Here is an 18,454-nt window from a genome sequence, read left to right as displayed (position 1 = left end):
CCAATGGCCAAGGGCGACATTTACCCACTCGAATATCATGAGTACATCGATCAAGATACTGGCTCGCGTGTCACCAGACTGACACCACCCAACGTAATCTGTCATCGTAATTACTTCTACCAAAAGTGTTTTCTGGACGAAGGGCGCGCACTGATTTTCGCGGCGGAATTTGACGGATTTCGCAATTATTACCGGCTGGAGTTATCCAGCGGTATAGCGACTCAATTGACCGAAGGCCCGGGTGATAACACCTTTGGTGGATTCCTCTCACCTGACGAGCAGTACCTCTACTACGTAAAAAGTGAGCGTCATTTAATGCGCGTGACGTTACAGGACTTATCAGAGGTCGCGGTATATCAGGTGGCTGATGAGTGGGTCGGTTATGGCACGTGGGTCGCTAACTCCGACTGCACCAAGCTGGTGGGTGTGGAAATCCACCGCGATAGTTGGCGGCCCGTCAGCGACTGGACGGTATTCCAACAGTTTTACGAAGAGCAGCCACTCTGCCGGGTCATTCGAGTCGATTTGCACACAGGGCAGCGCACCACGTTATTACAGGAAAACCAGTGGTTGGGTCATCCTATCTACCGTCCATATGATGATAATACCGTAGCATTTTGCCATGAAGGGCCACTGGATCGGGTAGATACCCGAATGTGGCTGATGAATGAAGATGGAAGCCATATTCGTAAGGTTAAACAGCCCACACCAGGGGAAAGTTATACTCACGAGTTTTGGGTGCCCGATGGTTCCGCCATGATGTACGTTACCTATGTCAAAGACAGTCCGGTACGCTATCTATGCCGGGTCAATCCCGATTCTGGACTGGATGAAAAGATCGTGGCAATGCCACCCTGCTCGCATGTGATGAGCAATGATAATGGGCAATTGGCCGTCGGTGATGGTTCTGGAAAACCTATTGATATCGTCGACAATGACAACTATGGCGATGCCACAGACCCTTATCTTTATCTTTTCGATCTGAAAAACAAGCAGACTCACAGGATAGCCAAGCACAGCAGTTCGTGGGCCGTACTTGATGGCGACCGTCAGGTCACCCATCCTCACCCTTCTTTCACTCCCGATGAGAAAAGCGTGTTGTTCTCCTCGGATAAAGATGGTCAGCCTGCGTTGTACCTAGCCACTCTTCCCGACTCAATTCTCGACAGTATTCAATAATAATAAGAGGGTTTAGCTATGTTAAAGACACCAAGAACCATTGCCGCAATGTTGTTACTCGCCACCTCCGGTATCGTACAAGCAGAAGATGTAGAATTAAGATTCTCATGGTGGGGGGGGAATAGCCGCCATCAGGCAACACTTCAGGCAATAAAAGCATTTGAGCAGCAACACCCCAACATCAAAGTGCAGGCAGAATACGCCGGTTGGGAGGGTTATCTATCACGTTTTACCACCCAGATTGCCGGTGGAAAAGAGCCGGATGTTATCCAAACTAACTGGAACTGGCTGCCGATCTTTTCCAAAGATGGCTCAGGGTTTTATGACCTGCGTAAGCTCGGCAAGACACTGGATCTGACGCAATATGAACCTGAGTCGTTAAAGAGCGTGACGGTCAATGACAAACTCAACGGTATCCCGGTGGCAATGACTGCTCGCAGTTTCTATTACAATAAAAAACTCTGGGAAGAGACGGGGGTCGCCTATCCCCAAAGTTGGGATGAGCTGAAAGCCGCAGGAATGGCCTTTAAAGCCAAGAATGACAATAGCTATCCATTGGTTCTGGACTATATGGAGTCGCTGACGCTTCTGCACTCTTATATGGCGCAGAAATACACTATCTCCGCCATTGATGAGCAAACCGGAAAATTCAATTACACCCCTGCTCAGTGGGAAGAGTTTTTCCAACTGTATAAAGATCTGGTCGACAGCCATGTCTTCCCTTCCATGCGCGTATTGGCCTCCTACGGAAAAGCCAACACTTGGGAAATGAAGCCTTGGATTAACGGAACTTGGGGTGGAATCTATATGTGGAATACCAACGCCACCATGTATGAAAACAGCCTACAGCCGCCGTACAACAAACTCGAACTAGGGCCATTTTTCATGTTGCCGGGAGCTAAAGATGCAGGCCTATTCTTTAAACCGACGATGATGTTCAGTATCAGCCGGACGACCAAACACCCTGAAGAGGCTGCCTTACTGGTTAACTTCCTGATGAATGAACCTGAAGGGATTAAAGCGATGGGGCTGGAGAGAGGTGTTCCGCTAAGTGAAAAAGCCTATCAGCAATTGGTACAAGACGGCGCAATTCAGGAGAGCAGTATCGCTGTCGCGGGGCTGAAATCATTTATGGCGCTACCCCACAATGTTCCGACTTCCCCTTATTTCGATTACCCACAGTTTGTATCGCTCTACCACGAAACGATTCAAAAGATCGACCAAGGTGATTTATCCGTTAAAGAGGCTGCATCTTCTTTTGCCAAAAATGCCGAGCGAATTATGAAGCGCGCCATGAAATAACGCACATCTTTGCCAATAATGACTCCGTCACAGGCTCCCCGATAACGTCGGGGAGCAAGGCTCTACTCTTTTTCCATGGAATGAGAATATGATTAAATTTAGTGCCACGCTCACCTGCCAATATGACGCTATTTTTTCCCCTTTCAGTGCCACAGACTTTCATCTAGGGCTGGCGTGGTTAAAAAAGAGCGGCTTTGACGCCGCGGAGTTGTGTATTGCCGATTATAACGATATTGATATCCAAACCATCGCCAAAGCACTCGCTAGACAGGGTTTGGAGTGTACAACGATTGCCAGCGGTCAGGCACGTAAGCGAGAAGGACTGTCGTTGTTGGCTAAAGACCCCGAGGTACTTCAGCGCACTCAGCAACGGATTTATCGCCATATTGATGCCGCTGCAATACTCGGCTCTTATGTCACCATTGGTTCATTGCGCGCCGCAGGATATCCCCTCAATGCGGAACACTATCGCCATTTGCTAGCTCAAGGATTAAGCCCTTGTCTGGATTATGCCCAAAAATGTGGCGTTACCCTGATTATCGAAGCTCTCAACCGCTACGAGATGGAGCATCTCAATAATGCTGCCGAGATGGTGTCATTCGTTGATTTCATTGGCGCACCATCTCATGTCGGTATTCTATGGGATGTGTTTCATGCCAATATTGAAGACCCACATTTTGCATCCGCAATCCAATTGATGGGAACCCGGCTGCGCCATGTGCATTTTGCCGACTCTAATCGCGCATTTCCGGGTTATGGTCATCTCTCTTTCGATGATATCTATCGACAACTGCTGCATTGCGGCTATCAAGGTGCCATCTCATTGGAGTGCCTCAACAGGCCATCAGCAGAGGTAGTCATTGAGGAGTCGGGGCCATTTATTCAGCGACTGCGTCAGTTATCCGTGGCAAAACCGCTGATGTCTAAAACTCAATATCAGCCACAATGCTAAACACGATGTAGCCCAACGGCTCACCCCCCATTTGCGGGTAACTCAATATTACTCTCGGCCAGTGATCCCATATTGTTGTACATCGCGCAGGCGGCATCCACTAAATGCATGGCAAGTGCCGCACCGCTGCCCTCACCTAACCGCATGCCCATTTGCAAATAGGGTTCGAGCTGCAAATGACTCAAGGCAATCACTGCACCTTTTTCTGCCGATAAATGAGAGGGAATCAGATAATCACGTACACCGGGCGCAATGCGACATGCAGCCAAGGCTGAAGCATAAGAGAGAAAACCATCCAAAATGACCGGCAATCCTGCGGCAGCTGCTCCCAGCATGACCCCAGTCATGCCCACCAAGTCAAATCCTCCCACTTTAGCCAGTACGTCAATCCCATCACTGCCATCGGGTTGGTTAGTTTCGATGGCACGCCGCACTACAGCAACTTTGTGATGCAGTTGATCCGTGGGGAAGTTTGCCCCAATCCCCACCACCAGCTGTGGGTCGCTATCGGTAAAGACACTGACCATCGCCGCCGCTGGCGTGGTGTTCGCCATTCCCAGTTCCCCTACAGCGAAAACTTTCACCCCATCTGCAGCCTGTCGCAATGTGAGCATGGCACTGGCCAGCAGTAAATCTTCAGCCTGCTGGCGGGTCATGGCTGCTTCACGGGCAATATTACCGGTGCCACGGGCCACTTTCATATTGAGAACACCGGGCAATTCATCGCAATCAATGCCCACATCGACAATTTTAACTTCAGCTCCGGCATTGGCGGCCAATACACAAACTCCGGTGACACCTTTCACCATATTGAGTGCCTGAACCATCGTCACTACACGTGGCGAGACGGCGACACCTTCATCATAAACACCGTGATCAGCCGCCATCACGATAACTTGCTTACGGCAGACTTGATGACCATACAGACCACGCATCCCGGCCAATTGTACAGCTAACTGCTCCAACCGCCCCAAACTGCCGGGGGGCTTAAGCAGGCCATCGAGTCGTTCTTTGGTGCGAGTCATCGCCTTGCTATCAAGCGGCGAAATGGTGCGTAGGACGGATGAAAGTGTTTGCATGGGTTTAATCTCTGTTTGCAGACTGCCAAGCAGCCCGGCTGTTCAACGCACGCAGCGTGACAAATCCTTCATGGATCTCCAACACACTGTATGCCCCCTGTTCAAAATGAAAATGCCACATCGCGCTCGCCGGCATTAACAGTAAGCGCGCCAACATCAGGCTTAATACCCCCTGATGGGCAACCAATAACTGATTGTTATCTTGGCGATGATCTGATGTAGTTGCTGCGGATAGAAGGGGTTGGACCACCCCTTCTATCCGGGTCGAAAATTGTGAAAAAGACTCTCCGCCGGTGGGACTGGCTTGCTGCCAATCGGCAACCCAAACGGCCCACGCATCAGGGTCTTCCCGTTGTAAATCCTGGTGATGGCGCATCTCCCACTCACCAAAATTCATCTCATTCAATTGAGCATCGGTGTTGGCCTTCAATGGATGGCCTGCCAGCACGATATCGGCCGTATGGCGCGCGCGTATAAGCTGGCTGCTGACACTGTGTGTGAAATCCACATTAGCCAGCCAACCTGCAACCTCTCCGGCCTGCTCCACACCTTGCGGGGTAAGAGCCACATCGGTCAGGCCACAAAATACACCGCGCAAATTGGCTTCTGTTTGCCCATGACGCACCAAAAAAAGTCGCATAACTGCCTCATTAAATGTGGTTATAGCAGTGCCAGCAAGAAGACAAACTCCCCCACTTCGGCTGCCGCGCCCAGCGTGTCGCCGGTTTGTCCACCTAAACGCCGGCGCAAATAAGTTGCCAACAGCAATACCACCACTACAGTGATGATCAACGCCCACAATGCTGCACTGTTGCCGAGCAATAGGGTCAGTATCGCGCCACCCACCAAGGTCACCACGGTTTGTCGGCCGGTGACTTTGCCGATATAAATATTGCCAAGCCCGTTGCCTTCACGAGCATAACGCTGGCGGTACATCAGCAGAACAATCACCGTGCGCCCAGCCACCGAGGCCGCCGTTAGCATGGCAAACATCGACTCATCACGCAGTGCCAGTTCACTGACCACCAGCACCTTGGCCACGACGATAAAAATTAGCGCCAAGCCGCCGTTAGTACCGAGTCGGCTATCACGCATGATCTCCAGCATTTGCTCGCGTTTGCGAGCAGAAAAGACCCCATCACAGGTATCAGCCAGCCCATCAAGATGAAAAGCACCGGTAATCAAGGCCAGTGCCAAAACATAACCCAACGCCGCCAGCGGCACACCGCACCAAGGTGCCAGCAAGGTAAAAACCGCCCCACCAATCACACCAACAATCAGACCAATAAAGGGGAAACCCACAATGCCACGTTCGTAGTTATCCATCGCCAGCCCCTGTGTCCAGCGCTCCGGCACCGGAATACGGGTCATAAACTGCAATGTGGCGAGAAACAGACGCAAACTCATTTAATCTTTACCTCAATACCTGAAACCACTAAGAACACTTCGTCAGCCGCTGCCGCCAAACGCTGGTTGACTCGGCCCGCAATATCACGAAAATGCCGTGCCAGCCGGTTTTCCGGCACAATCCCCATGCCCAACTCATTAGTGACAAGATAAATAGGCGCACGGCTACGGGCGCACGCAGCCAGCAGATCAGTAATCTGCTGCTGAATGCCCACCTCCAACACAGCAAAATCCATTTGCTCCGGCGAGGTATCACCCGCCAACTCGAATAATAGATTGGTAATAAGCGTAGTAATACATTCCAGCATTACCGCTTCATCGGGGTCTAGCTGTTGATCTATCACCGTGCCTAAGTCGCGATACCCTTCCCACGTCCGCCAATATGCGGGGCGACTGGCGCGATGTAATGCTACTCGCTCGGCCATTTCAGCATCAGTGACCACGGAGGTGGCGATGTAAAATACCCGCTCACACGTCTGTGCTGCCAAACGTTCCGCTAGCGAACTTTTGCCGCTGCGCGCCCCACCGGTAATCAAAATCACTGCGAACACTCCTGCTGGTGGGTTGTCATTAAGGTGAAAATTCTATCAATATCAATATGCTGTCGCATCTGTTCTGCCAGAATATCGAACTGCTGTTTTTTATGTTCGCCATAATCCACTGTCAGGCCATCAAAGGCTGCCAGCCCTTTACGTTGTCGTAGATTGTTCAGCAGTGCGCGGGTAAAGAAGTGGCTGTCGAACAGACCATGAATATAACTGCCCAATACCGTGCCGTCCGTGTTCACCGCGCCATCTACCCAGTGCTCCGCTTGCCCGTTGCGTAACGTCAAGCGCGCAAATGGCATAGCATCCGCTCCAAGATGGGAGGCTCCCATATGAATTTCATACCCCTCAAGTGGTCGATCACCACAGGCGGCTAACATACCCGGCAGGTCAATCTGGCAATAACCACTCACTCGCGTAGTGACTTTATCCTGTGCAAATTGGGTTTCAACGTCCAACAGCCCCAAGCCGTCCATCTGATCAAGTTCCGACTCCACCCCATCAATGATACGTTTACCCAACATCTGGTAACCACCACAGATCCCCATCACTGGCACGCCTTCTTGATGCAGTGCCAGCAATGCTGTCGCCAGCCCACTGTGGTGCAACCATTGCAAATCACCCAATGTATTCTTGCTACCCGGCAAGATAATCAGATCTGGTTGCCCTAATGCCGAGAGTTGAGAAACATAGCGCACGCGTACATCTGGCTGAGCGGCCAGTGCATTAAAATCGGTAAAATTGGCAATGTGCGGCAGACGAATAACGGCGATATCTAGCGCCTTTTCCGCCGCACCATGATATTTACCATTTTGCAGAGCAACGCCGTCTTCATCTTCCAAATCAATATCCAACCACGGCATCACGCCCAAAACAGGCACATTGGTTAGGGCTTCAATCTGCTCCAAGCCGGGCTTTAATAACGCAATATCACCACGAAATTTATTGATGATGACACCTTTGACTCGCGCTTTTTCATGTGGATGCAGTAACGCTAAAGTGCCATAAATAGATGCAAATACACCGCCGCGATCGATATCGGCCACTAATAAAACAGGGGCATCGGCTATAGCCGCCATGCCCATATTGACGATATCACGATCGCGCAGGTTAATTTCTGCTGGGCTACCCGCCCCCTCCAGCACCATGATGTCATACTCATTGGCCAGACTGTGGTAAACCTCGCTGATTTGCTGCTGCAACTGCGGCTTGTATTGGTGATACTCCACGGCATCCATATTGCAGGCTACTTTGCCCATCAGCACCACTTGTGCTTTGCGGTCACTGGTGGGTTTGAGCAGTACGGGATTCATACGGACATCCGGGGCAATTCCTGCGGCTTCTGCTTGAAAAATCTGAGCGCGCCCCATCTCTTCACCCTGCGGTGTAATCCCCGAATTAAGTGCCATATTCTGCGATTTAAAGGGGGCACAGCGATAACCATCTTGCCTAAAAATGCGGCACAGCCCTGCCACCAACACACTCTTACCGACATCCGAGGCCGTGCCTTGCACCATTATTGATAATTTCACCGCAGACTGATTCATCGCACTTCCTCCGCTTCACGCTGACGCATCAACGCAAAAAGTTGTTCTTCGGTTTTACACAGTGGTAAGCCCAGCTCACTATGCATTTTCACCAACCATGGCTGAACCAGCCCGGCAGCTTGCAATTTATCTTGTTGCAGGAACACCTCGGTGGTTTCACCTGCAATCATCAAATGACCATGCGATAAGACATAAAGATAATCACAAACCTTATAAATCAAATCGATATCATGGCTGGAGAGAATAACCCGTTTTCCCTCCGCCACAATGCGTTCAATGATAGTTATCATGTGCTGCCGCCCAGCCGGGTCCAGCCCAGCGGTGGGTTCATCCAGCAGCAGATACTCCGCTTCCATGACCAAGGCACCCGCAATGGCCACACGTTTTTTCTGGCCATGACTCAGATGTTGAATAGATTTATGGCGAAAACTCTGCGCGTCGACCAAGGTCAGCGCCCGGTCAACGCGCTCGGCGATCACCGCTTCTGGCATACCAAGATTGCGTAGACTGAAAGCAATATCACTGTCGATATCGGTATAAAAAATCTGCTGTTCTGGGTCCTGAAATACCGTCGTCACCCGCTGGCGTAGCTCACGCAGATGGGCTTTTTTATAACTTAGCGGTTGGCCTTGCCACAACACAGCACCTTGCTCTGGTTGCAAAATGCCGGTCAGGTTCATAAACAACGTCGACTTACCACAACCATTCGCTCCCAAGACACCGGTGACCGCATGCTGGCTGAAATCGAGCGTCAAATCATGCAAGACCTGCTCATCCTGATAACTGAAACCTAACTGTTGGGTGGCTAACATCAACTCCTGCCTTACAGGTGGAAATCACCCTGATAAAGTTTCATATCCAGCGAGATGACCATCTGTTGATAGCGAATCATCACGCGGGTAAATAGCATGCCGACCAGCATTGCCAGCGAATGGTAGCCAGTTCGCAATGAGATATAACCAAATCTCAGAGACTGCGCATGATGAATCGCCGCCGCCTCTTCAATCAAAATAAAAATAAAGCGCCAAGTCAGCAGGATTTGCTCGGTGAGCAATCGGGGAGCATGACAGCGTTTGAGTATTTGAATCAGCTGCGGAAACGGCGTATTGAGCACAAACCAGAAGGTCGCAGCCAATGCCGCCAGACTGCGCCACAACGTTTGATTCGCAGTCATTAGTCCTACGCGATCAATACCCAGCCACCAATGGCCTATTTGCACCCCCCACCACAAGCTTTCCGGTTGGCGGGCGAGCGATAGCACAATCGTCACCAACCCCACCAGTAGGAAAGAGAGCGGGATGGCCAACCAGCGCAGGTAGCGACGCGGGCCGACCCGCAGTAAATAGCAGGTCAATCCGGCGATGAACACCAACAGCAGTGCTTGATACATCGGTGGACTCAACATGGCCAGCAGCAGGAAGACCCCATACAGCACCAGTTTCCCGATGGGATCAGCCTGTCGCCAGCGGCTTTGATAACTTAGTTTATCAATCCCCAGCATGCTCACCGCGTTTCCCCCGGTAATAGCCCAAGATATAGAAAATCACCGCGGCCCCAATACTGCCTTGTAACGTGAATAACAGGCTTTCAATTTCACCGCTTGCCGGTTCATACAAAGGCTGGAACCACGGTTCATAATGTGGCGCAGTAACCTGAATCAGGGTTTCAGCTTCACCATCAGAGCCGCCGTATTCACCACCATGATTAATAAAGAATGGCAAGATAACCAGAGCGATAACCATTGCCAGCAGAATAAGTGTCTTTTTCATGTTAGTGAGTCTCCGCAGTAATGAGCTTGCGTTTAGTTAACTGGTCGTAAATCATGACGGTTAACAACCCTTCAGCAATAGCAATCGGAATTTGGGTAATGCAGAACACGCCCATAAATTTGACAATCGAACCGCTGACACCAAATTGTGGGTCGGGGAAGGCCAAACCAAGTTGTACAGAGGTGACAAAATAGGTGGTTAAATCTGCGAGCATCGCGCACAGAAATACCCCAACATCACGGCGTAATCCCGCTTTACAGGCCATTTTCCATACCAGATAGCCCACCACCGGCCCAATAACCGCCATCGACATGCCGTTAGCTCCCAGCGTCGTCAGTCCTCCGTGTGCCAGCAACAAGGCTTGGAATAACAACACAATAGCCCCTAATACGGCCACCACTACCGGCCCAAAGAGGATAACCGCTAGCCCAACGCCGGTTGGATGGGAGCAACTCCCCGTCACTGAGGGAATTTTCAATGCCGACAGCACGAAAATAAAGGCACCGCACAGTGCCAGCAGGACTTTCTGATTACTGTCTTCCGCGACAATCTGTTTCAGCCGTACCAATCCCATAAACAGACAGGGCAAGAACAGAACCCACCAAGCTAGCGCCCACATCGGTGGTAAGAACCCCTCCATAATGTGCATTGCAAAAACATCATTCGGGGCAATCGTCAGGAGTATTGCCATCGCCAAACCGGTGAATGACAATTTCTTTAGTTGTTGTTCCATTTCGAATTCCTTTAAATAGTTTTTTATGCAAAAACTTAACTCACCCGTATTCGAACTGACTTACTCATCGCGACTCACGATCTGCTGCTTATTGACTAAAATGGTCGAGAAATAGGGCAGTGGCTGATCTGCGGCAACGCTATCGAGTTGACGCCAGCATACTTCCCCCGGTAATGAGGCTTCCGACATCAATAGCGCATGCGGGAACAGATTTAACCGCGCCAACAGCGCCTGTATTTGGGCAAAACGGCCATAGACTTTCATCAGCACCACACAATCATGGTCGCGCAATGCGCGCTCTAACTCCGCTTGTGGTGCGGTGCAAGACATAATCGCTAGGGATTGCTGCTCCATCGCCAGCGGCAAACCCGCGCGCGAGGCAATCGCAGCAAAAGAAGTCACGCCGGGAACAATTTCCAACCAATCGGGCCGACCAATTCGTTCTAACAAAAAGACCCAGGTGCTAAATAACATGGCATCACCGAGAGTGATAAACCCAACCTGACGGCCTTTTTCCACTTCCGCCTGCAGCTGCTGCGCCACGTCATCCCATACCGCTTGCTTCTCACTGTCATCAGCACTCATCGGGAAATGACAGGTGCGTATTTCGGTATTCGGTGATAAATATTCACGCACAATAGACAATGCCAGGCTGTCGCCGCCTTTACGTCCTGCGGGGGCATACAACACATCGAGTTGGGCGACTAACCGTGCAGCACGTACCGTGATTAAATCGCTAGCACCGGGGCCGACCCCTAATGCATAAAGTCTGCCGCTCATTACGCTGCCTCCTGCTGTTTTTGTTGTAAGGCATGATCTAAATGCTCAACAAACATCTGGCGAATCAATGGGTTTTCACCCAAACCTTGCAGCCATGACTGGGCACGAATACCCGCTGCCTCCAACTGTGATTGCCATGAATCTGGTTCATCTGAAGCCATATCGTTGATAGCGTGATCCCCCGCGACCAACATCAATGGCATTAAGTGCACTTTCCGCACTCCCTGCTGTTGTAACCGGGTGATGATATGACTGATTTCCGGGTAGCTTTCGACCGCTCCGACCAGCGCAGGAAAATTCAGTGAGGCCATTAAATGGTCAAGGCAGGCATAGGCAGAAAAAGCATAGTGACTGGCACCGTGCCCCATAAAGACCACACGCTCATCAGCGGCCAGCGACGGCATTTGTGCTTGCAGCGCCACCAGCAATTGCTGGTAATCAGCAAAACTGCTCAATAATGGCGTGCCTAACACCAGATGATGAAAACAGTCACTGAAAGCTCGCACTTCATTGGCCACTTTTTCGTATTCATCGCCATTGATCACATGCAACGATTGAATCGCGACATCCTGATAGCCCTGCTCTGCCAACAGTTTTAGGGCTTCTCGCGGGTTATTGATTAGCAAACCATCACGTTTGCGTAACTTGCGAATAATCATTTCCGAAGTGAATGCACGGAACACATCTCTATCGCTGTAGGCTGCCGCCAGTTGCTGCTCGCAAGCGTCAATATTCTTTTGGCGGGTTTGTTCATAACTGGTGCCGAAACTGATGACCAACAGTGCTTTTTTCATTTTATTGTCCTCGTTGTTGCTGCCAGCGCGTCAGATGCTGGGCAAATTCATCCAATGACGTGACTTGCTGCCCAATATTGTCCAAAACCACGCTGGCCGGGCGACGCACCACAATGCAGGGAAGATTCAGCGCCAGACAGGGAGCCACTTTTTCTTGATAGCCGCCTTGTGCGCCAGACTCCTTGGTGATGACGACATCCGGTTGACAAAACTCATACAGCGCCTGATTGAATTGCGCGCTAAATGGCCCACGCAGCGCAATAATATTCCCCACGCCTAGCCCCAATGCCTCGCATTGGCTCAGAACATCAGCAGTGGGCAATACCCGCACCAGCAGAGTTTTACCTGTCAGCCCCTGTTGATACTCAGCCAACTGTTTGCTGCCGGTCGTGAGCAATATCCGCTCCCCCAACTTCTGCGCTACAGCACAAGCGGCCGTAACACTGTCAACTTTGTGTAGCAGTGGGTGACTGAGCACCTCAATTTCACTCGGGCGCGCATAGCGAGTTAGTGGCACAAAGGCTTGCCTGCAAGCGGCCACCACATTGTCACTGAGTAGCTCGGCGTATGGGTGCGATGCGTCAATCACCCATTGCACTTGCCTAGTGATAAGAAAATCGACCATTGCCACCGTATCCATCCGCCCCACCACCACCTCGCCGCGAATATCGCCCGCCAGTTGCAAACCCGCATCACTGGCGACTGACAGGCTATAGCGCTCACCGGCTGTATCCAGCAACTGACAAATTAGCCGTGCATCACTGGTGCCGCCAAAAACATGAATCGGCGGATAGCGGCCAGTCATAATGAATTGCTCGTCATAATGCATAACCTCGAGGGGTGATCATCAGCCCGTCACGGCAATATGTAGCCTGGTTACCCACGATCACTAGACTGGTCATGTCGACCGGTTCGTAATCCATTTCGCCCAATGTAGTTAACCATTTTTCCTGTTTTTTACGCCCCGCCGCTTTCACCACACCAACCGGAGTTTCCGCTTTTTTCCATGGCTGCATTAACTCAAAAGCGCGTGCCAGATGCCCTTCGCGGCCACGGCTGCGCGGGTTATAGAAACAGATAACAAAATCAGCCTGTGCTGCGGCGATAATGCGTTTCTCAATCACGGCCCATGGCGTCATCAAGTCACTCAAGCTGATATGACAAAAATCATGCATTAGTGGTGCGCCAAGTAAGGAGGCTGCGGCAATACTGGCGGTAATCCCGGCCACCAACCGCACTTCCAAAACCAACTTTTGTTGCGTGACCAACTCCAAAACCAATCCGGCCATGCCATAAATACCGGCATCACCACTGCTAATTAGCGCCACGTTATGCCCGGCCAGCGCCAAATCAATTGCGGTTTGGCAGCGCTCAATCTCTTTGCACATACCGGTTTTGATCACCTGCTTATCCCCAGTCAGGGGCTTGACCAGATGGGTATAGGTTTTATAACCGACGATAATTTCAGCTTCGCGGATTGCCGCAATCGCTTCCTGCGTCATCATCGATTCACTGCCCGGTCCAATGCCAATCACGGTTAACATTAATGCGATACTCCCAGAGTGATGGTGACGCCCTGCTGACGCAGAGTATTGCCAACCAATTTACCGTCGCTCATCAGCCAGGCGACCGGTTGTGACACGCTGCCGACACCCACCGTTTGGCGGACAAAATCAGAAGCAGGAAAACGCTGTTCGTGGCGGCTCAACTCGCCCACACTGAACAGCTCGAAGGGCACCCGCCAGCACTGTGCTAGTTGGTGCAGTGCGGGTTCGTCTTTTTTGATGGTGACACTGCCAATCGCCCGCAGCGCCATCACGTCGAAGTGATTCTCAGCCATTTGCTGTTGCAGCAATTCAACCAGTGTTTGCAGTGAGGTCGCGCGGCGACAACCAATACCTGCAACCACTCGGCGCGGCACTAATTTGTAAACAGGCAATGGCAGTGACGGCAACGAGTCGCGTAGAGTGATGCACACTAAGGCATCCAATGAGGGAAGCGCATCCAATGAATCTACGGGCACAAAGCCACGGGTATCGCAGCGTTCACGCTCAGAGATCAATGGCGTGTCCCACCACAACCCAACTTTTTGCTCACTGACCAACATTTGATTGACCACTTTGACCGCGTGGCGGAAATCCTGCATTTCGGCATCTAATTGGGTCGCTAAAGTGTCCAGTGCCGCCATCTCATTAACATCGGTGGCAGTCGTTATCACCGGATCCGCCCCCAAAATCCCCGCCAGATAGCGGGTTAACGTATTGGCACCGCCCACATGACCCGACAGCAAACTGATCACGTGCTGCCCGCGCTCATCAATCACAACTACCGCGGGGTCCGTCATCTTGTCATTGACCAACGGCGCAATAACTCGCACGGTCAGGCCGATAGCCCCAACCACCACGAGCGCCGAGTAGTGTTTGAAGGCCTCACGTAGCGTGTCACCGAAGCTACCGTTAAATGGTAAAAAACCCGATTCCAGCAATTTGTCACTGGTAAAACAGGTCAGTGGCAGATGCATTTTCAAACGTCGAGCGAGCCGTACTCCGCCCGGAGTGAGGCAAAAAACGGCTATCGATTCAGGCTTGACGATATTCATGACTGAACCCCGCGTCATAGAGTTTGGAATAGTGGTATTCATCACCCAAGAAGGCCCCCACCAAAATTAAGGCGGTTTTATGAATACCTGCGGCCCGTACCAATTCAGCAATGTTTGTTAATGTGCCGCGCACGGTACGACTTTCAGCCCAAGTGGCTTTGTATACCACTGCCACTGGCGTCGTCGCCGGATAGCCCCCCGCGATCAAACGCTCTGCAACTCGGTCCATTTCTTGCACCGACAAGAAAATAGCCATTGATGTTTGGTGTGCCGCAAAAGACTCCAGTTGCTCCAGTGGTGGCATTGGTGTGCGCCCTTCAATCCGGGTGATAATCAGGCTTTGCGCCACTTCAGGTACGGTGTATTCCACGCCCAATTGTGCTGCTGCCCCCAGAAAAGCACTGACTCCCGGCACTGACACAAAGCCAATGCCATGCTCACCCAACACTTCCCCCTGCTCACGAATGGAACCATATAAAGAAAGGTCACCGGTTTGTAACCGCACCACCAATTTGCCCGCCCGAACCCCTTCCACCATCAACTGGATAATTTGCTCCAGATTCAAACTCGCGCTGTCGTAGCAATGCGCCTGTGGCGAGCAGTACTCCAGCAGTTCGGTATTGATCAACGATCCGGCATAGATAACGACTTGCGCTTGTTGCAACAAACGGTAGCCTTTGAGCGTAATCAACTCTTTATCACCGGGGCCAGCACCGACAAACCAGACTTTTTGTGTATCCCATTCGGGGGTGACTGATGATGGAACAGAACTAAGATGCTCGGACATTGCGCGGCTCCTTGTGGCAGGAAATAAGATAAGTTGGATTGTTCGGTTTAAAGTAGTGCCCGCTGCCTAAGGGGGTCAGGGTGGAGAGTTGCAATTGAACACAGTCCAACTGGCTGATGGCGAAGGTCTGGGAGTGCGCCAACCGGTCTAAATGGCTGAGTGCATCATTCAGGTTATTGAGCAAAATAAAGGTCATTACCAAACGACCTCCGGGGTTTAACATCATCAGCGCCCAGTCGATGAGATCAGTCAAATGGCCACCGCTGCCGCCGATAAAAATGGCGTCGGCTTTGTCTGCCAGTGGCAGTGGCGCGATGCCAGCAATAACGGCCACATTGTTGCATCCCAACCGTTGGCGGTTTTCAGCGATTAACTCAAGGGCTACCGGATTGCGCTCAATCGCTGTCACGTTGAGCTTGGGGAACCGTAGTGCTGCTTCCAGTGCCACACTGCCAGTGCCCGCGCCCACATCAATCAGATGAGCCGCACCGGGTAACACCAATCGTTCCAGTGCCAGTGCTCGCACGACTTCTTTGGTCATGGGGACTTTTTGCCCACGTAAGAACAGTTCATCTCTCATTGAGGATCACCACCACATTCATGTCATAGCGGGTCGCTACCTGCTCGACTGGCAGGCGGTGAATTCGTTCGTCAGGTTGTGAGAGATTTTCACCAATAATCAAGGTACGAGACAGACCACGTTGATGTAGAGCATCAGCAATCGCACGTGGGCCGATAATGCCGTCGGTCACCATCGCCACTTTGTCGTGCTGAAAAATCCAGTCAAAATCAGGTTCTCGCCCATGACTGCTCGTAAGAAAAAGGTCGTTCATATCCAGCGAGACTTTGGCACACAGATATTGAATCGCGCTAATGCCGGGGACGATATGTAACTCCTCGGGACTGAAGTTTGCGGCCAGCAATTTGCCAATGCCAAATAGCAAAGGATCACCAGAGGCTAGCACCACAATGGCGCGATCTTTATGGCTATCTAGCCACTCCAATAACCCCAGTAAGTCAGCATCCAATAGGCGGCTCTGTTTAATATTGCCGCTAAATGTCGCCAGATGGCGTTTCCCCCCCACCAAGACCTCGGCCTGTTCAATAGCATGCCGGGCATTGGGGGTAAGATATTCGGTGCCTCCGGGGCCAATCCCCACAACAGTAATCATCGTAGAACCTCCACAATGTCACCCAGCGGGCGGTTACTCCCCAGAACCTGATTATCAAAAGAGAATAAAATAGCGTCACACTGCGGAGGATTAACGGAGAAACGCATCATCTCGGCAATACGTTCGCAGATGCGTTCTGCAATGCGCGAGTACACGCCTTCCCAGCCCTGATCGGCAATCAATTCCATTGCCGCCTCGGTGGTATCGCATTGATTCACTTCAAGTAACAGAGCATGTGGTGCACCCATCAGAGCCAGATGTGCCACTAATGTCTCCATACGACCGTCAGCAATGTGGCTGTGAGTGTGAAAGATACCGGCAGCCACTTTAACTAACTTGCCGGGGTGCCCTACCAACAGGACATGGCGAAAACCCAGCCGCACGGTTTCTTGCAGCATATAGCCGACGAAGTTACTCATCGTGACCACCCGTTGGCTATCAAGGCCCAAATGGTCACGTACAAAACGTTCACCATGGTTACCTGGCACCAGAATAACTCGGTCCTCACCGGCCGCGCGCTTCATCTCCAGCTCCAACGCCAATGAACGTTTCCAACTCTCTTCCGACATCGGCGTCACAATGCCAGTGGTACCGATGATGGAGATCCCCCCCAAGATTCCCAGTCGCCCGTTGTATGTTTTCTTTGCCCGCTCTTCGCCCTCTGGAGCAAAGATTTCAACCTCCGCCCCACGTAATGGACCGATAACTTCACGCACTGCGGCTTCGATAGTTTGGCGCGGAGTACGATTAATGGCACTGCTCCCCACCGGCAAGCCAATACCCTTGCGAGTGACGGTGCCCACCCCTTCGCCACCGCGTAAGGTGATATCAGTTTTATCCGTTAGGGTCACGCGGGCAAAAATCAACATGCCGTGGGTGGCATCAATATCATCACCGCCATCCTTAAGAATCGCCGCTGTGGCTTGTTGGCCCTCAATCAGTGGTTGCTCAACATTTAGGCACAGGGTGACACCGGATGGCGTAACAATCGAAATCTGGTCAATCACTTGTTGGCGTAACACCATCAGCGCAGCCACTTTAGCCGCAGCTGTAGCACAAGATCCGGTGGTATAGCCTTTACGGTATTGCTTGCCGTTATGCCAAATACTGTCTAATTGCTGGTTTTGTAGCGCAGCGTCATCACTGACCAGCTCCTCATTAACCAGATTGTCACTCATAATGCCCCCCTTAACTGATAGAGGATGGCGTTAATAATGGCGGCGGCCACATTGCTACCGCCTTTACGTCCCAGTGCCGCAATGCACGGCAAGTCACTCTCAAGTAGCGCGTCTTTAGATTCCGCCGCCCCAACAAAGCCGACGGGCACACCAATGACCGCCACCGGATCTGCCTGACGCTCCAGCAGACGGAATAAGGCCGTTGGCGCATTGCCAAACACAAACAGTTTTTCGCCCGGCTCCGCCAGTGCAACATCCACCGCTGCCATCGAACGGGTAATGCCCTGTCTGGGCGCACTGTCCACCACCCGAGGGTCACTGATATAGCAGCGGCATTCGCAGCCCATCTGCGCTAATAGGGTTTTATTGATACCGGACATTGCCATGGTGGTGTCGGTGTACAAGGTGCAACCTCGGCTGATCCCGTCAGCAATGCGGGTCAGCACCTCTGGTGAAAAATGCAAAATATCCAACCAGTCAAAATCTGCCGTGGTATGGATAACCCGCTTGATCACCGCTTCGTGCATTTCACTGACAAAAACATAATCGGGCCGCTCATTGGCAATGATGTCGCCAATAATCGCAAAGCTGTTTTGCTCTATTTTTTGCGGGTTCTTTATATAGTTCATCA

The 18,454-nt window shown here is 51.5% G+C and carries 22 protein-coding genes; 3 read left to right on the top strand and 19 right to left on the bottom strand.

Going from position 1 to position 18,454, the window contains the following annotated elements; translation table 11 throughout:
• Positions 1-3: 3 nt before the first annotated feature.
• The 3 genes from HUZ92_RS18875 to HUZ92_RS18865 all read left to right on the top strand — a co-directional run bounded on the left by HUZ92_RS18875 (position 4) and on the right by HUZ92_RS18865 (position 3,433).
• Positions 4-1,179, top strand: coding sequence for an oligogalacturonate lyase family protein (locus HUZ92_RS18875; RefSeq protein WP_050098456.1), 1,176 nt, complete (start codon positions 4-6; stop codon positions 1,177-1,179).
• 18 nt (positions 1,180-1,197) lie between these two features.
• Positions 1,198-2,481 (top strand): ABC transporter substrate-binding protein, encoded by a 1,284-nt coding sequence (locus HUZ92_RS18870; RefSeq protein ID WP_050098457.1) that lies wholly within the window; start codon positions 1,198-1,200, stop codon positions 2,479-2,481.
• Between the two features lie 88 nt (positions 2,482-2,569).
• Positions 2,570-3,433 (top strand): sugar phosphate isomerase/epimerase family protein, encoded by an 864-nt coding sequence (locus tag HUZ92_RS18865; protein ID WP_145579707.1) that lies wholly within the window; start codon positions 2,570-2,572, stop codon positions 3,431-3,433.
• 20 nt (positions 3,434-3,453) lie between these two features.
• Here HUZ92_RS18865 and cobT read toward each other — a convergent pair whose 3' ends face one another.
• Genes cobT through HUZ92_RS18770 form a run of 19 tightly spaced genes read right to left on the bottom strand, consistent with a single transcriptional unit; the run spans position 3,454 to position 18,452 of the window.
• Positions 3,454-4,512, bottom strand: a complete 1,059-nt coding sequence (gene cobT, locus HUZ92_RS18860; RefSeq protein WP_145579706.1) for a nicotinate-nucleotide--dimethylbenzimidazole phosphoribosyltransferase — start codon at positions 4,510-4,512, stop codon at positions 3,454-3,456.
• A gap of 4 nt (positions 4,513-4,516) precedes the next feature.
• Complete coding sequence (locus HUZ92_RS18855) at positions 4,517-5,152, bottom strand: adenosylcobalamin/alpha-ribazole phosphatase (protein WP_145579705.1); 636 nt, start codon at positions 5,150-5,152, stop codon at positions 4,517-4,519.
• Between the two features lie 20 nt (positions 5,153-5,172).
• Entirely contained in the window at positions 5,173-5,919 is a 747-nt protein-coding gene (gene cobS / locus HUZ92_RS18850) for an adenosylcobinamide-GDP ribazoletransferase (protein ID WP_050098461.1), read from the bottom strand.
• Positions 5,916-6,461: a bifunctional adenosylcobinamide kinase/adenosylcobinamide-phosphate guanylyltransferase gene (cobU, locus tag HUZ92_RS18845; RefSeq protein ID WP_145579704.1), complete on the bottom strand. Its 546-nt coding sequence runs from the start codon at positions 6,459-6,461 to the stop codon at positions 5,916-5,918. Before cobU ends, cobS begins: the two co-directional genes overlap by 4 nt.
• The gene (locus HUZ92_RS18840) at positions 6,458-7,996 is read right to left on the bottom strand and encodes a cobyric acid synthase (protein ID WP_072086576.1); all 1,539 of its coding nucleotides are present in this window, start codon (positions 7,994-7,996) and stop codon (positions 6,458-6,460) included. Before HUZ92_RS18840 ends, cobU begins: the two co-directional genes overlap by 4 nt.
• An 11-nt stretch (positions 7,997-8,007) precedes the next feature.
• Positions 8,008-8,823, bottom strand: a complete 816-nt coding sequence (locus tag HUZ92_RS18835) for an ATP-binding cassette domain-containing protein (protein WP_050098464.1) — start codon at positions 8,821-8,823, stop codon at positions 8,008-8,010.
• Positions 8,824-8,834: 11 nt separating this feature from the next.
• Positions 8,835-9,512 (bottom strand): energy-coupling factor ABC transporter transmembrane protein, encoded by a 678-nt coding sequence (locus tag HUZ92_RS18830; protein ID WP_050098465.1) that lies wholly within the window; start codon positions 9,510-9,512, stop codon positions 8,835-8,837.
• Positions 9,499-9,780, bottom strand: coding sequence for an energy-coupling factor ABC transporter substrate-binding protein (locus HUZ92_RS18825; protein ID WP_050098466.1), 282 nt, complete (start codon positions 9,778-9,780; stop codon positions 9,499-9,501). The genes HUZ92_RS18830 and HUZ92_RS18825 overlap by 14 nt, the downstream gene beginning before the upstream one ends.
• Before the next feature lies 1 nt (position 9,781).
• Positions 9,782-10,513 carry a cobalt ECF transporter S component CbiM gene (cbiM, locus tag HUZ92_RS18820; RefSeq protein WP_050098468.1) on the bottom strand — a complete coding sequence of 244 codons (732 nt, stop codon included), beginning with the start codon at positions 10,511-10,513 and terminating at the stop codon, positions 9,782-9,784.
• 60 nt (positions 10,514-10,573) lie between these two features.
• Positions 10,574-11,293 carry a cobalt-factor II C(20)-methyltransferase gene (locus tag HUZ92_RS18815; RefSeq protein ID WP_050140741.1) on the bottom strand — a complete coding sequence of 240 codons (720 nt, stop codon included), beginning with the start codon at positions 11,291-11,293 and terminating at the stop codon, positions 10,574-10,576.
• Positions 11,293-12,087 carry a sirohydrochlorin cobaltochelatase gene (cbiK, locus tag HUZ92_RS18810; RefSeq protein WP_128451081.1) on the bottom strand — a complete coding sequence of 265 codons (795 nt, stop codon included), beginning with the start codon at positions 12,085-12,087 and terminating at the stop codon, positions 11,293-11,295. Before cbiK ends, HUZ92_RS18815 begins: the two co-directional genes overlap by 1 nt.
• 1 nt (position 12,088) lies before the next feature.
• Positions 12,089-12,892: a cobalt-precorrin-6A reductase gene (locus HUZ92_RS18805; RefSeq protein WP_050098645.1), complete on the bottom strand. Its 804-nt coding sequence runs from the start codon at positions 12,890-12,892 to the stop codon at positions 12,089-12,091.
• A 13-nt stretch (positions 12,893-12,905) separates the two neighbouring features.
• Entirely contained in the window at positions 12,906-13,631 is a 726-nt protein-coding gene (locus HUZ92_RS18800) for a precorrin-3B C(17)-methyltransferase (protein ID WP_050098472.1), read from the bottom strand.
• Positions 13,631-14,686: a cobalt-precorrin 5A hydrolase gene (gene cbiG, locus HUZ92_RS18795; protein ID WP_050140739.1), complete on the bottom strand. Its 1,056-nt coding sequence runs from the start codon at positions 14,684-14,686 to the stop codon at positions 13,631-13,633. The genes HUZ92_RS18800 and cbiG overlap by 1 nt, the downstream gene beginning before the upstream one ends.
• Positions 14,667-15,473, bottom strand: coding sequence for a cobalt-precorrin-4 methyltransferase (locus HUZ92_RS18790; RefSeq protein WP_050098477.1), 807 nt, complete (start codon positions 15,471-15,473; stop codon positions 14,667-14,669). The genes cbiG and HUZ92_RS18790 overlap by 20 nt, the downstream gene beginning before the upstream one ends.
• Entirely contained in the window at positions 15,457-16,053 is a 597-nt protein-coding gene (locus tag HUZ92_RS18785; protein WP_050098478.1) for a decarboxylating cobalt-precorrin-6B (C(15))-methyltransferase, read from the bottom strand. Before HUZ92_RS18785 ends, HUZ92_RS18790 begins: the two co-directional genes overlap by 17 nt.
• Entirely contained in the window at positions 16,043-16,645 is a 603-nt protein-coding gene (locus HUZ92_RS18780; protein ID WP_050098480.1) for a cobalt-precorrin-7 (C(5))-methyltransferase, read from the bottom strand. The genes HUZ92_RS18785 and HUZ92_RS18780 overlap by 11 nt, the downstream gene beginning before the upstream one ends.
• Positions 16,642-17,823, bottom strand: a complete 1,182-nt coding sequence (gene cbiD, locus HUZ92_RS18775) for a cobalt-precorrin-5B (C(1))-methyltransferase CbiD (protein ID WP_050098481.1) — start codon at positions 17,821-17,823, stop codon at positions 16,642-16,644. The genes HUZ92_RS18780 and cbiD overlap by 4 nt, the downstream gene beginning before the upstream one ends.
• Positions 17,820-18,452 carry a cobalt-precorrin-8 methylmutase gene (locus tag HUZ92_RS18770; RefSeq protein ID WP_050098482.1) on the bottom strand — a complete coding sequence of 211 codons (633 nt, stop codon included), beginning with the start codon at positions 18,450-18,452 and terminating at the stop codon, positions 17,820-17,822. The genes cbiD and HUZ92_RS18770 overlap by 4 nt, the downstream gene beginning before the upstream one ends.
• Positions 18,453-18,454 lie beyond the last annotated feature (2 nt).

Origin of the sequence: Yersinia vastinensis, assembly GCF_902726565.1 — a bacterium.
Taxonomy (GTDB): Bacteria; Pseudomonadota; Gammaproteobacteria; order Enterobacterales; family Enterobacteriaceae; genus Yersinia; species Yersinia vastinensis.
The sequence above is the reverse complement of the archived record's forward strand: the minus strand, read 5'-3'. Positions and strand labels throughout refer to the sequence as shown.